This window comes from Calidifontibacter terrae (assembly GCF_054778835.1).
On the sequence record NZ_BAAGZF010000006.1, the window covers coordinates 488914 to 502467 of the forward strand.

General features: G+C 65.7%; 12 protein-coding genes. 4 read left to right on the forward strand and 8 right to left on the reverse strand.

Going from position 1 to position 13554, the window contains the following annotated elements; translation table 11 throughout:
- Positions 1 to 2: 2 nt before the first annotated feature.
- Entirely contained in the window at positions 3 to 1613 is a 1611-nt protein-coding gene (locus tag ACYU98_RS10485) for a 3-hydroxybutyryl-CoA dehydrogenase (protein ID WP_460468150.1), read from the reverse strand.
- 44 nt (positions 1614 to 1657) lie between these two features.
- On the opposite strand from ACYU98_RS10485, the gene nucS reads away from it, so the two are divergent.
- The 3 genes from nucS to ACYU98_RS10500 are packed head-to-tail and all read left to right on the forward strand — an operon-like array spanning position 1658 to position 4793.
- On the forward strand, positions 1658 to 2353 hold the full coding sequence (gene nucS, locus ACYU98_RS10490; RefSeq protein WP_460468151.1) for an endonuclease NucS: 696 nt from the start codon (positions 1658 to 1660) through the stop codon (positions 2351 to 2353).
- Entirely contained in the window at positions 2353 to 3897 is a 1545-nt protein-coding gene (locus ACYU98_RS10495; RefSeq protein WP_460468152.1) for a gamma-glutamyltransferase, read from the forward strand. Before nucS ends, ACYU98_RS10495 begins: the two co-directional genes overlap by 1 nt.
- Positions 3897 to 4793 (forward strand): hypothetical protein, encoded by an 897-nt coding sequence (locus tag ACYU98_RS10500; RefSeq protein WP_460468153.1) that lies wholly within the window; start codon positions 3897 to 3899, stop codon positions 4791 to 4793. The genes ACYU98_RS10495 and ACYU98_RS10500 overlap by 1 nt, the downstream gene beginning before the upstream one ends.
- A gap of 81 nt (positions 4794 to 4874) precedes the next feature.
- Here the strand turns inward: ACYU98_RS10500 and ACYU98_RS10505 are convergent, their stop codons facing one another.
- The 6 genes from ACYU98_RS10505 to ACYU98_RS10530 all read right to left on the reverse strand — a co-directional run bounded on the left by ACYU98_RS10505 (position 4875) and on the right by ACYU98_RS10530 (position 12392).
- Complete coding sequence (locus ACYU98_RS10505) at positions 4875 to 6260, reverse strand: GH1 family beta-glucosidase (protein WP_460468154.1); 1386 nt, start codon at positions 6258 to 6260, stop codon at positions 4875 to 4877.
- On the reverse strand, positions 6257 to 8155 hold the full coding sequence (locus ACYU98_RS10510) for a cellulase family glycosylhydrolase (protein ID WP_460468155.1): 1899 nt from the start codon (positions 8153 to 8155) through the stop codon (positions 6257 to 6259). The genes ACYU98_RS10505 and ACYU98_RS10510 overlap by 4 nt, the downstream gene beginning before the upstream one ends.
- On the reverse strand, positions 8152 to 8994 hold the full coding sequence (locus tag ACYU98_RS10515; RefSeq protein WP_460468156.1) for a carbohydrate ABC transporter permease: 843 nt from the start codon (positions 8992 to 8994) through the stop codon (positions 8152 to 8154). The genes ACYU98_RS10510 and ACYU98_RS10515 overlap by 4 nt, the downstream gene beginning before the upstream one ends.
- Positions 8987 to 9916 carry a carbohydrate ABC transporter permease gene (locus ACYU98_RS10520; protein ID WP_460468157.1) on the reverse strand — a complete coding sequence of 310 codons (930 nt, stop codon included), beginning with the start codon at positions 9914 to 9916 and terminating at the stop codon, positions 8987 to 8989. The genes ACYU98_RS10515 and ACYU98_RS10520 overlap by 8 nt, the downstream gene beginning before the upstream one ends.
- Positions 9916 to 11244 (reverse strand): ABC transporter substrate-binding protein, encoded by a 1329-nt coding sequence (locus ACYU98_RS10525; protein ID WP_460468158.1) that lies wholly within the window; start codon positions 11242 to 11244, stop codon positions 9916 to 9918. The genes ACYU98_RS10520 and ACYU98_RS10525 overlap by 1 nt, the downstream gene beginning before the upstream one ends.
- 125 nt (positions 11245 to 11369) lie before the next feature.
- Complete coding sequence (locus ACYU98_RS10530) at positions 11370 to 12392, reverse strand: LacI family DNA-binding transcriptional regulator (protein WP_460468159.1); 1023 nt, start codon at positions 12390 to 12392, stop codon at positions 11370 to 11372.
- Positions 12393 to 12499: 107 nt separating this feature from the next.
- Here ACYU98_RS10530 and ACYU98_RS10535 point away from each other — a divergent pair, with 107 nt between their 5' ends.
- A complete protein-coding gene (locus ACYU98_RS10535; protein ID WP_460468160.1) occupies positions 12500 to 13108 on the forward strand; it encodes a cob(I)yrinic acid a,c-diamide adenosyltransferase in 609 nt (202 codons plus the stop codon).
- Between the two features lie 7 nt (positions 13109 to 13115).
- Here the strand turns inward: ACYU98_RS10535 and ACYU98_RS10540 are convergent, their stop codons facing one another.
- The gene (locus tag ACYU98_RS10540) at positions 13116 to 13541 is read right to left on the reverse strand and encodes a DUF2550 family protein (protein WP_460468161.1); all 426 of its coding nucleotides are present in this window, start codon (positions 13539 to 13541) and stop codon (positions 13116 to 13118) included.
- Positions 13542 to 13554: the final 13 nt, after the last annotated feature.

Genomic DNA, 13554 nt, shown 5'->3' on the forward strand with positions numbered 1-13554 from the left:
GATCAGCCTTCGAGGAACGATCGGTCGGCCGCGAGGTGGTCGACGAACAGCGGCGACGGGGCCAGAGCCGGCTCCGGGTTCTCGTCGTAGAGCGCCGCGATCCCCATCAGCGTCTCCTCGACACCGATCTGATCGATGTACGCGAACGGCCCCTGCGGGTAGCCACAACCGGCAGTCATCGCGGTGTCGATGTCGCTCGTCGTTGCGTAGCCGGAGTCGAGCATCTTCACCGCGTCGTTCAGATGCGGCAGCAACAGGGCGTCGACGATTCGGCCAGCCCGGTCGCGGGAGTGCAGGGTTCGCAGGCCGGCAGCGCGCAAGGTCGCGTGGACGGTGTCGACCGCCGCGTCGTCACTGTGCAGGGCTCGTACGACCTCCGCCACCTGGCCGGCCTTCGTCGCAGCGTGGATGTCGATCTCGACGATCTCAACGTCATCGTCGAGGTCGACGGTGGCGGCGTAACGGGAGAAGGGGTCGGTGGCGGCGACAACCGTCGAGCCGTCGAGCTGGCGAATGGCCGGTGTGATCCAGGACTCGGCCTCGACGTCGCCGTCGGGCTCGCCCAGCGCGACCACGACCAGGTCGGCACCCTTGAGGGTCACCGCCGCGGCCTGGTCGGCACCGAACCGGGTGACCGGACCGAGCGCCTGCGCGGCGGCATCGGCCACCGGACCGTCGCCCAACAGAACGACATTGGCGGCAGCCGAACCGAAGTCCCGCTCGGCGGCCGGGTCGGCGACAGCGCCCGAACCGGGCTTTTCGTACGCGTAGAAACCATGGCCGGTCTTGCGACCGAGGCGACCGGCGGCCACCATCTGCTCGAGCAGCGCCGGCGGCGCGGCCGAGGGGTCCTTGGTTGCGGCGTAGAGAACGTCGCAGACCTCCTTGACCACGTCGAGGCCGATGAGGTCACTCAGGGTGAGCGGGCCCATGGGGAAACCGATGCCGATGCGGCCAGCGTCGTCGAGGTCTTCTCGGCTCACGTGGCCCGTCTCGTACGTTCGGATCGCCCGGGCGAGATAGGTGATCAAAAGCGCGTTGGCCACGAATCCGGCGCGGTCGCGCACGACTACGGGCTTCTTGCCGAGCTTCAGCGACAGGTCGCGGACGGCCGTCACGAGCGACTCGTCGACCAGCAGGGTGGTGATGACCTCGACCAAGGCCAAGATCGGCGCCGGGTTGAAGAAGTGCATCCCGATGACGCGCTGCGGGTGCTTGGTCGCCGCTGCGATCGCGGTGATCGACAAGCTCGAAGTATTGGTAGCCAACACGCAGTCCTCGCGGACGATCCCGTCGAGCTGGGTGAAGATCGAGGTTTTGATCTCCATCCGCTCCGGGACGGCCTCGATGACCAGGTCAACGTCCTTCAGATCCGTCAGCGAAGCGCTGAAGGTGGCGCGGCCGACGATCTCGTCGCGCTGCGTTTGTTCCAACCGACCCTTGCTGACCTGGCGGTCCAGCGACCCGGTCAGAAAGCCGCGACCGCGCTCGGCGAGCTCCACGGTTCCGTCAACGGCAACCACCGCGACTCCGGCTCGAGCGAACACTTCGACGATCCCGGCTCCCATGGTTCCGAGCCCGATCACACCCACCGACTTGATCTCACGCGTCATGGCGCCAGTCTCCCAGACCGTCCCGCGCCACTAGGCTGCCACCCGTGCGAGTAGTGATTGCCCGGTGCAGTGTCGACTACGGCGGCCGCCTGACGGCGCATCTGCCGGAGGCCAAACGACTATTGATGGTGAAGGCCGACGGCTCTGTGTTGGTCCACAGCGACGGCGGGTCCTACAAACCGTTGAACTGGATGACTCCGCCCTGCAGTTTCACCGAGCTCGAGCCCAGCGAGGCCGAGCGCGAAGAGGGCGTCGAGACAGTCTGGTTCGTGCAGCACAGCAAGTCCGAGGACAACCTGCGGGTGCGGATCTATTCGGTCGACCACGACAGCGCTCACGACCTCGGTGTAGACCCCGGTCTGATCAAGGACGGCGTGGAGGCCCAGCTTCAGGCGCTGCTGGCAGAACACATCACCACGCTCGGTGAGGGCTATTCGCTGATTCGGCGCGAATACATGACCGCCATCGGACCGGTCGACATCATGTGTCGTGACGCGGATGGGCAGACCGTCGCGGTGGAGATCAAGCGCCGCGGCGACATCGACGGCGTCGAGCAGCTGACCCGTTATCTCGAGTTGCTCAACCGCGATCCGGTGTTGGCTCCGGTGCAGGGCGTCTTCGCCGCGCAGCTGATCAAACCGCAGGCTCGCACCCTCGCAACAGATCGCGGAATCCGTTGCGTCACACTCGATTACGACGCCCTGAAGGGCATCGACGACACGGAGTCGAGGCTCTTCTGATGGCTGAGGACCAGCTCGGAAAACACCGCGGTGGCGCGGTCGCGGCGCCCAACGCGCTCGCCGCTCAAGCCGGGCTCGGCCTCCTGCACCTCGGCGGCACCGCCGTCGACGCCGCGATCGCGGCGATGCTGGTGACGTACGTCAGTGAGCCGGGCATCGTCTCCGCGCTCAGCAGCGCTTATGTGAACGTGTGGCCCGCCGGTGGCGACCCGATCGTGGTCGACGGCAACTGCGAGATGCCAGGTCGTGGCCTGCCCTCCGAGCGGTTCGGCCAGGGACTGCGCCGGGTCGACCTCGCGTACGGCGGTGGCATCACGATCTTTGCCGGCGCCGGCTCCGCGGCGACGCCCGGGTCGTTCAAGGCCTTCGAGCAGGCGCACCGACTGCACGGACGCGCCGGGTGGGCCGATGTGATGGCGCCGGCGATCGACGCCGCCCGCAACGGCTACCGGCTCGGGGCGGCCGCGGGCAGCTACTTCGCGATCACCGGCGAGGCTCTCTTCTCGTTCGACCCGCAGACCAGGGCGGCCCATTTCGTCAACGACAAGCCGATCACCGTCGGCCAGCAGCTGACCAACGAGCCCATGGCAAAGGTTCTGGAATCCCTTGCTGCCGAAGGGTTCTCACTGCTGTACGGCGGTGACTTGGGTAGGCACATCGCCGATCACGTACAGTCCGAGGGTGGCCTGATCACCCTCGCCGACCTGACGGCGTACGAAGCCACGACCCGTCCGGCCACCCTCGATCGGGTCGGCGACTGGCTGCTCGCCACCAACCCACCCCCCTCGATCGGCGGGCCGGTGTTGGCCACGATGCTGCGACTGCTGCAACGTCGCGGCCGCACGGCTGCCGACATCCTTGCCATCCAGCGAGAGGTGCTGACCTACCGAGCCGAACACCTCGACGCAGCGCCCGACTTGGAGGTGGCCGGCCAAGACCTGCTCCGGACGCTGGAGGCGAACGACCTGCGCAGCCTGCCCACGTCGAAGGACACCGCCCACGTCAGCGTGGTCGACAGCCAGGGCAGCGCCTGCGCACTGACCTCGTCGGCTGGATACAGTTCGGGCGTGACGGTGCCTGACACCGGGTTGGTCCTCAACAACTGCCTCGGGGAGCCGGAACTCAATCGCCATGGGCTCCATGCCGTCGCCCCCGGCACCCGGCTGGCCTCGAACATGGCGCCGACGACCGGTCGCCGCGACGACGGCGGGGTGCTCGCCATCGGCTCCCCCGGCGCCGACCGGATCACCACCGCGCTCATGCAGGTATTGGCTGCCCATTGCCTCGGTGACATCGCGCTGCAGGACGCCATCAACGCTCCGCGCGGCCACATCGCGGTCGATTTCGCGACCCGTGCAATCACCATCGAGGCCGAGCCCGATGACGAACTCGAAGCAGCCGCAGCCGGATTGGATGCGCCGTACGTTCGCCATGAACCCGTGGCGATGTATTTCGGCGGGGTTGCCGCCGCGTCTCGCAACGCCGTCGGCGAGCTGCGCGCGGCAGCCGATCCGCGACGGGCCTCGGCCACCGCGGTGGGCTGATGGTGCAGCTGACAGCGGTTCTCTCGGAGAGCGGTGCCCTCACGCCGGAATCCGCCCGCGAACTGAACGCAGCCCCGGACGACGCGCACATCGTCGTACGGATGTGTATCGAGGAGATGAACCGCGGTCGGAGCGCACGGTCGCTGGAACAGGCGGTACCCCAGCTCCGGCGGTTCCGCTCGTTCGACTGCACCAGCCTCTTCGTTGACAGCTGGGCCGGACTCGAAGGGCTCATGCCCATCGCGCGCCTATTGCTCCTGAGCGAAGGTGACCGCGCGGCTCGCAGCATGTGGCCCGACATCATCGCCGAGGCGAAGGTTCTCGAGACGTTGTTGCTGATGCCGGGCTGGAGACCGCTCAGCGCCGAACTGGAGCGATTGCCGATCACACGCTTCGGGCTGAGGCGCGGCGAGCTGGACGACGACGCGTTCCTCGGCGATGCCGTGTTCGTCGAGTTGTGGCGGGTGCGCCTGCCGTTCGACGTTCTTCACCTTCCTGCCGCAGAGCGGGCCGAGATCTACCTCTCATCGGCTGCGTGGCCGCCGGTCCTGCGTGCTCCGCGGCTGGGTGTCCTCGACTTCGTCGGCCACCGGAAACTGGACAACATCCCGCAACTGCGGTGTCCCGCGCTCTCCGAGCTCTGGATCCAAGACGTTGCCAAGGTCCGCGCACTCGACCTGACCACCTGTCCCGAACTTCGTCATCTCTTCATCCATGGCGCGACCGGACTCGACCCGGCGGACATCGCCGGGATTTCCCAAGTGACCCACATGAGCGTCGTGATGGGCACAGAGAAGCAGTCGGAGGAGTTCGTACGGAGTCTCGGCGTCCCGCATCGCATCGACTGGACGAATCCGTCGAGCCGCGTCGACTTCAGTGGCTTCCATCCGAACTGACACCCAGCCCAGAAGGACGCGCACCCTGTGAAACTGTGCGCACCTTCTACGGTGCGCACAGTTTCACAGGCTGCGCGTCGCTCACCGCCGCGCGTGCTGGTCCCGGATGAACTGCTGGTACCAGAAGTAGCTGTCCTTCGGAGTGCGCACCTGTGTGTCGTAGTCGACGTGCAGCAGCCCGAAGCGCTTGGCGTAGCCGTAGGACCACTCGAAGTTGTCCATCAACGTCCAGCAGTAATACCCGCGTACGTCGGTGCCCTCGGCAATCGCCTGCGAGACCGCCGCCAGGTGATCGTGCAGATAGCGGATGCGTTCGGTGTCAACCACTCGGCCGTCGGCGTCGACATGGTCGTCTACCGCGCGACCATTTTCGGTGATGAGCACCGGCGGCAGCGTCGGGTAGGTCTCCCGCAGCCAGCCCAACAGTCGGCGCAGACCGTCGGCGTCGACTGCCCACCCCATCTGGGTCAGCTCGGTTCCCTCGGCGATCACGTCCTTGGCGCCGATGTCGTCGGCCGTCCGGCGAGCCGGGTCCGCCTCGTCGTAGTCGACCGCAACGACGTTGCTCGGGAAGTAGTAGTTGACTCCCAGGAAGTCCAGCGGCGCCCCGATCAGCTCCAGGTCACCGTCCTGAATCCAGGAGAAGCCGGTCAGACCGGCCCACGTCGAACGAGCCAACTCCGGATAGGTGCCGGCGAGTACCGGGTCGGTGAACAGCCTGTTCGACAAGAGCAGGCTGCGGTCGGCAGCCGCAACGTCCTCGGGCGATTCGGTGACCGCAGCCACCGCCTGCAGGTTCAAGGTGATGCCGAGCTCGTCACCCGGGTGGGCGGCCTCGCGCATCGCCTGCATGGCCAGCCCGTGACCGAGAAGGAGGTGGTGGGCCGCTTTCAGCGCGCCCTCACCTTCCTGCGCCCCAGGCGCGTGACGCCCCTCGGAGTAGCCCAGGATCGCCGAGCAGAACGGCTCGTTGAGGGTGATCCAACGATGCACCCGGTCGCCGAGGTGCTCGTGGACGATCTGCGCATAGTCCGCGAACCGCTGCGCGGTATCCCGCGAACGCCAGCCGCCGATGTCCTCCAGCGCCTGCGGGAGATCCCAGTGATAGAGCGTCACTGCCGGCTCGATGCCTGAGCGCAGCAGCTCATCCACAATCCGGTCGTAGAAGTCGAGCCCCTTGGCGTTCGCCGGCCCTGCGCCCTCCGCCTGGATTCGCGGCCAGGCCAGGGAGAGCCGGTAGGAGTCGACTCCGAGTTGCTTCATCAGCGAGACATCTTCGGGATAACGATGGAAATGGTCGCAGGCAACGTCGCCGGTGTCACCGCCATCCACCTTGCCCGGGGTGTGGCTGAACGTGTCCCAGATCGAGGGGCCGCGGTCGTCCTCGTGGACACCACCCTCGATTTGGTAGGACGCCGCAGCCACGCCGAATTCGAAGTGGGCGGGCAAGCTGAGCTTTTCGGTCATCGGTTGCTGCTTTCTTCCAGAACGTGGATGGCGTAGGGCCCGAGGTCCAGGCTCCGGCCGTCGTACGGAACGGTCACTGTGTCGTTCGATGCATTGCAGATCCAGGTGAAGACGGTTCCGTCGTCGCGAACGAGCCCGTCGACGAGAACCCGGGGGTCGTCGACGTGGTGGGTTCGCTGGATGGCCGCTTCGGTCACGAGCGCGTCGTAGATCTGCCAGGTGGGTTCGGGGTTGGCGCGGGTGCGGCGCGCGGCGATGTATTCCAGGGGCAGGGCCGACAACACCGCTTGCCCGGAACCGATCCGATGCCGGGTCAGCATGACGTTGCCATGTTGGTCCTCGGCGATCACCTCGGCCCCGATCGATTCGACCGGCAACCGGCAACAGCCGTCTGGCCCGCCAGCGGTCGGGATGCGCAGGACGTCCGAGGCCGACAGCGGCCCGAAGGCACTCCGGAAATGCAGTTCGACGACGTCGTCGACCGGTTCCATCAGCCCGTAGCGCAGCTGATGCCGCACCCCGAACGTCTCCTCTAGGCCGGTCCACCACGGTCCCCGTTGAACCGCGCTGTCGCCGGCGCTGTAGGACGCGTAGACCGTCGCACCAGCCTCGGCGATCTCCCGTAACCGCCGCCAGGTGGGCGCGGTGAGCGCCTTGACCGAAGCTGCGATCACCAGGTTCGTTCCGCCGAGTTCGTCGGTCAACTCTCGGGCAAACCGAACCGGCAGGTCGGCTTCGCGCGCCGCAACGTGGGCCTGCTCCAGGGCCAGAACGATGTCGCGCCGTTCCTGCACCTCGAAGGTGAACTTCTCCGGCCCGTCCAGATAGGCGGGAACGACGAGTGTTGCCAACGCCGGTCGACGCTCGCAGCGGGCGATATCGACCCGGTCCAGCACCTCACGAAAGGCCGCCATCTCCTGCAGCTGCGGCTTCGGCGTGCCATCTGTCCGGGTGAGTCCGAAGTGCAACTCGAACGGGTGGTGCCGATAGGGATCCTGGTCTTCGAGGTTGTCGAAATCTGTGTTGTTCCACGCAATCCAACCGGTGGCGCCGCCGAGCAACGAGAGGTGCAACGTCTGCCGGTAGTACTGCGCGGCGTGGTCATCGGAGGCGAAGTCGGAGGTGACGCCGAATTCTTCCAACACCACGGGCTGCCCTGTCACCGCCGCAAGTTCGCAAACAAACCCAGCTTTGAGGTGGGAGCGAACGACATCGGTCTCCATCCGATACACGTGTGGCCCGACGAAGTCAGTCATCGCCGCGAGGTCGCGGATCGAGTAGCCGTTGTCGTCGCCCGTGGTCTCGATCCCCCACGCTCCATCGCCGATCGAGACCGGACCGCGGCCGCCGCCGGCACGTACGGCTTGGACCATGAGTTCGGCCCAGCTCGAGACTTGCTCGCGGGTGCCCGCCCCCGCATAGATCGGCATTTCGTTCGAGATCAGCCAGCCGGCGATCGCCGGATGATCGGCGAACCGAGCCGTCACGCTCCGGACGTACCACGCCTGCCGAGCAACGAGCCAGGTGTCGGTGTAGAGGTTGCGGTCTCGGCGCCAGGACGGGCTCCAGTTCTCCCCCGACATGTGACCGACCAGGAAGGTCACGATGGTCCGCATCCCGGCCGCGGTGTGTCGATCGAGGAAGTCCGCGAACCGGTCGAGCACCTCCTCATCCAGCCGGTCCGGCTCGGGCATCGCATGCGGCCAGAAGAAGAACGACCGGGTGATGTCGAGACCGTGATCAGCCAGAACAGCCAGTTCTTGCGCCACCACGTCGCCGTCATAGGACTGCCACATGAACGGGCCGCCGATCCGGGACCAGAAGTTCGCACCCAGCCAGATCTGCGGAGCCTCGGGCCCGCTGACCTTCGCGAATGGCCGCGGCGGACCACTCATTTCACGGCCCCCGCGGTGAGCCCGGCGACGAGGTAACGCTGCAGCAGCAGGAAGGCGACGACAACCGGCAGGCTGACCACCAAGGAGGCCGCCATGACTTGGTTCCAGTAGACGTTGATCGCGGTGGAGTAGTTCTGCAGCCCGATCGAGAGCGTCTTGGAGGTGTCATTCGTCATCTGCGAAGCGAACAGCACCTCACCCCACGACGTCATGAACGAATAGACGGCAACCGCGATCACGCCCGGCCGAGCCGCCGGCAACACGATCCGCAGCAGGGCACCGACCGCGGAACAGCCATCGACCCGCGCAGCTTCGTCGAGATCGCGCGGGATCCCGTCGAAGTAGCCAGCCAGCATCCAGATCGAGAACGGCAGTGAGAACGTCAGGTAGGTGACGATCAGACCGGTCCTGGTTTGGTAGAACACCGTCGTCCCGAGCACCTTGTCGATGTTGACGAAGATGAGGAACAGCGGCAGCAGGAACAGGATCCCGGGGAACATCTGCGTGGAGAGCACCGCACCGGTGAACAACCGGCGGCCGCGGAAGCGGTAACGGGAGACGGCGTAGCCGGCGAAGATCGCCACAATCACACTCAGCACCGTTGAGATCGAGCAGACCACCAGGCTGTTGGCGAAGTAGCGCCCCAGCGGAACGGTGTGCCAGATGTCGACGAACGGCCGCCAGGTGGGGTGGCTGGGCCACCACTCGAACGCGCCCTGCACGTCTCCCAACGGCTTCACCGCACCGGTGAACAGGACATAGAGCGGCACCATCGTGAAGACCGTCAGGAACGTCAGCACGACCACTCGGAAGACCTTGAAGGACAACGGTTCACGCACGGCGGCTCCTTCGGTTGACCACGAGTAGATAAAAACCGGTGACGATCAAGAGGAACAGCAACAGCAACACCGACATGGCGGACCCGAAGCCGAAATTCCAGTTGATGAACGAGGTGCCATAGATGTGGATCGACACCAGGTCAGCGGACTTCGGTGGTTGAGCGCCGAAGAGGACGAACGGGGTGTTGAAGTCGTTGAAGGTCCACAAGAACAACATCAGGATCAACACAACGTTGATCGGTCGCAGGCTCGGCAACGTGATGTGTCGGACCTGCTTCCAGTGGCCAGCACCGTCGACCGACGCGGCGTCGTAGACCTCATCGGGGATGTTCTGCAGCCCGGCCAACAGCATCAGGAAGGCGAACGGCCACGAGCGCCAGATGGCGACGATGGTCATCGAGAAGAACGCGTTGTTCCCGATCAGCCAGAACGACTGTCCGTCGGTGAGGTGCAGTTGCTGCAGAACGTGGTTCACCAAGCCGTTGTCGCGCTGGAACATGAAGCTCCACGTCATGATTCCGGCGTAGACCGGCATGGCGTAGGGCACCAGGAACAGGGTGCGGAAGAAGCCGCGGCCGCGGAACTTGCGGTGCAACACCAGCGCCGCCGACATCCCGAAGGTCCACGCGAAGCCCACCACGATCACGGTGTAGAGCAGCGTGATCTCAAAAGAGTGCAGCAGGCTCTGACCCAGCGGGCCATCGAAGTTCAGGGCCAGTCGATAACTCGACAGACCGGCGTACGGCGCTGCCGACCAGTTCGCGATGTAGAACTGCGTCAACTCGACGAAGGACATCCAGACACCGACGAGCATCGGGATGATGTGGATGAGAAGCTCCAGGACGACGGCCGGCAGGATCATCAGCCACGGAGTGACCGACCTGCCGGCGCGCCGCCCTGGGCGTCGGGAGAGAACCGACATCAGCCGGCGGAGCCCATCTTGTCCTGGGCCGCCTGCAATGCCGCCTTGACGTCGGCGTCAGTCGGGGCCTTGCCACTGGCCGCTTGCGCGAGCAGCTGGGTGACCGCGTTACCGACGTTCGTTTCGTACGACGACTCCGCCGCCACGAGAGGCAACGGCTCCGACTGGTTGGCCAAAACCGAGGCGAACACATCGGCCTCAGCCTTGTTGTCGGTGAAGTTCACCGTTCCGCCCTTGACCACCGGAAGTGCGGTGAACGGCTTGTCCAGGATGGCCTGTTCTTCCTTGCTGGTCAGGAACTTCACCAGCTGGAGGGAGGCGTCCTTGTTCTTGGTGTTCTTGAAGATCGACAGGTTGATGCCGGCCACGAAGCTCGCCGTGTTCTTCTTGGCACCCATCGGCGCCGGAATCGCGACGACGCCGTAGTCGCTGGACTTCATGCCGTCGGCCTGCAGGGTGTTGTCGGCGTTGTTCTGACTCATCAACATCGCTGCCTTGCCCTTGGCAAAGTCACCAGGAGCCTCGGGGCCGTTCTTGTATTGAACGCTGCTCTTGTTGACGACGCCGCTGCTCATCAGGTCGACGTACTGCTTCACGCCGGCGACCATGCCCGGGCTGGTGAACGTCGGCTTGCCATTCGAGTCGAACGGATCCGCGCCCTGCTGCTTACCGAAAATGAACGCGAAGTGCACGCCCTCGGTGTAACTGCCGCCCTCCATCGCCATCCCGTAGGTGCCCTTGCCGGAGTCGGTGAGCTTCTTGGCCGCCGCCTGCAGGTCTTCCCACGTCTTCGGCGGCTGAAGGCCGGCGTCGGCGAACATCTTCTTGTTGTAGTAGAGCCCGTAGACCAGACCGTAGAGCGGAACCGACGTCGGGTCCTTGCCCACTGCGCCAGAGGTCGCGAACGAGGCGTCAACGAACTTGTCCTTGCCGCCGATCGCGGTCAGGGCGTTGCTGTCGAACGGCAGGAAGGCACCGGTCGCCTGCAACGACGCGGCCCAGGTGTTGCCGATGTTCAGAACATCGGGGCCCTGACCGCTGGTGGTTGCGGCGAGAATCTTGTTCAGCAGGTCGGGCCAGCCGATCACCTGCAGTTTGACCTTGACACCAGTCTGCTTGGTGAACTTGGCCAGTTCGGGGGTGAGCACCTTCTGGTCGGCCGCAAGATCAGGCCCCTGGTTGCTGGCCCAGTAGGTGATCGTCTTCGAGCCACCACCACTGCCACCGCTACCACCGGAAGACCCGCTGCTGCTGCTTCCACCTCCACAACCCGCGACTGCGACCATCACTGAGACGGCAAGCACTGCGGGAACCGCGCGACGCTTCACGAGGACCTCCAGAATGTGTTTCGGCGCTCGGTCCGATCGGCCGGGCGTGATCCACATCACACCACTTACCCGGTTCAGTTACCAGGGGCGTTACCATTTCGTTAACCGGTTCAGTTCGGCTCGGATCAGCGACGCGGTGGGGTGGTGCTTCCCCGCGCCGCCAACTGGGACGCGGTCACCTGCACCCGTCCGCGATCATGACCGCCGATCAAGTCGAGCAGCACGTCAGCCGCCAGCGACCCGAAAGCCGGTGTGTCACGGGCCAATGCGGTCAATGAGGGGTGCACGAGGCGGGCCACCTCCGAGTCGTCCCAGCTCACGACGGACAGGTCGTCGGGAACCTGCAAGCCCAGCTCGCGGGCGGCGGCAACCCCTTCGAGTGTCATGTGTTCGCTGCCGAAGACCAAGGCTGTCGGACGCTCGTCGGCATCGAGCAGCCGTCGGGTGACCTGAGCGGTCTCGGGACCGGTGTAAGTCGCCGGGACGCTCACCGCGTCCATGCCGAGCCGACGGGCAGCGTTGAGCACTCCACGCGAACGCCCTCGCTCGTGGACAAACTCCCGCGGCCCGCCGATGTGAGCGATCCGCCGGTGACCCAGGTCGTGAAGGTGCTGCACCACGAGCGCAGCATCGCCGGCATGGTCGGTCCACAACATCGGCTGCGTCGCACCCTTCACCGGACCGCCGAGCAGCACCGCTGGCAGGCCGATCCGGGCAAGGGCCTCCATTCGAGGGTCGCGGAAGCGCTCATCGATCAAAATCGCGCCGTCGATCCGCCGCTCACCCCACCACGCCTCGTAAATCGCGGTCTCGGCGACGACATCGGCTCCGGTGACTCGCAACAGCAGGCTGTAGCCGCGCTTGGCGAGCGAGCGCTCCACGCCAGCGAGGAAGCGCATGAAGAACGTCTCAACCGTCAACAACTCGGGCGGGCGGGACAGGATGAGTCCGACGACGCCCGTACGCGATCCGGAGAGTGCGCGAGCGCTCGCGCTCGGATGCCAACCCAACTGCTCGGCCAACGCCAATACTCGCTGCCGGGTGTCCGCCGCCACCCCGGGCTGACCGTTCAGGGCGTAGGACACCGCGGCCTTCGAGATGCCCAACTGCTGGGCGATATCGCCCATCGTGGCGCGGCGTGCGGCCATCGCTGCCTCCTAGAGTTCGATCGATTGCGCATCACTCTACTTACTCCGTTAAGTGACCGGCACGTTCCACCCGAGCGGGCCGCAACGCGCCGTGCGACGATCGACCCATGGTGATCCTCAGCCGCATTTACACCCGCACCGGCGATCAGGGCTCGACGGCTCTGGGCGACTTCAGTCGTACGAGCAAGACCGACCCGCGCCTAGCCGCCTTCGCCGACACCGACGAGGCGAACTCGACGATCGGAGTCGCGATCGCGGCCGGCGGACTCGACGATGACGTCGTCACGACGCTCACCCGCATCCAGAACGACTTGTTCGACGTAGGCGCAGACCTCTGCACCCCACTGGTTGCCGAGCCGGAATACCCGCCGCTGCGTGTTCTGCAGGAATGGGTCGACCAACTCGAGGCCGATATCAATCGCTACAACGAGCCACTGGAGACGCTGCGCTCGTTCATCCTGCCGGGCGGCTCGCTTGGAGCGGCCCACCTCCACGTTGCTCGTACGGTCGCTCGCCGGGCCGAGCGATCGACGTGGGCAGCGATCGAGACCTATGGAACGCAGGAAGCCCCGGCTGGCTCAGCCAAGGGCGAAGGCGGGATCAACCCGCTGACTGCGACCTACTTGAACCGCCTCAGCGATCTGCTGTTCGTCCTGGCTCGCCACGCCAATGGTGAGCGGGGCGACGTGCAGTGGGTTCCGGGCGGGGAGCGCTGAGAAGCCCTCAGATCACCGTCGTGGTGGAACCGGGAGGCGAGGACTCGGACCAGCTGCGCAGCTGGGTGTAGTCACCCCGGGAGAGCGCGAAGGCCCAGGTGGTGTCGTCGGCCTGCACCTCGACCTGCACCGGGTCGCTGATGACACCCGGAACGCCGTGAACCGGCAGCGGCGGACCGACCTCGACCTCCCGACGCCGCAACACCCGACGCGGCTTTAGCCCAATGCCGAGAACGGGGAACCACTCAACCGTCTGTGCGGTGGAGCGGGCCATCCCCATAACCCAAAGATCCCCACGGCGCTGGGCCATGAGGATCATGAGGTGGTCGCGAGTGATCAGCATTCGTCGTAGGACGATCCAGCCGATCAGCAGGACACAACACACTACGAGCGCAGCGAGGAGGACCTCCGCAGAGACCAGGAATTCTCCCATGCGCGTCCGGTGT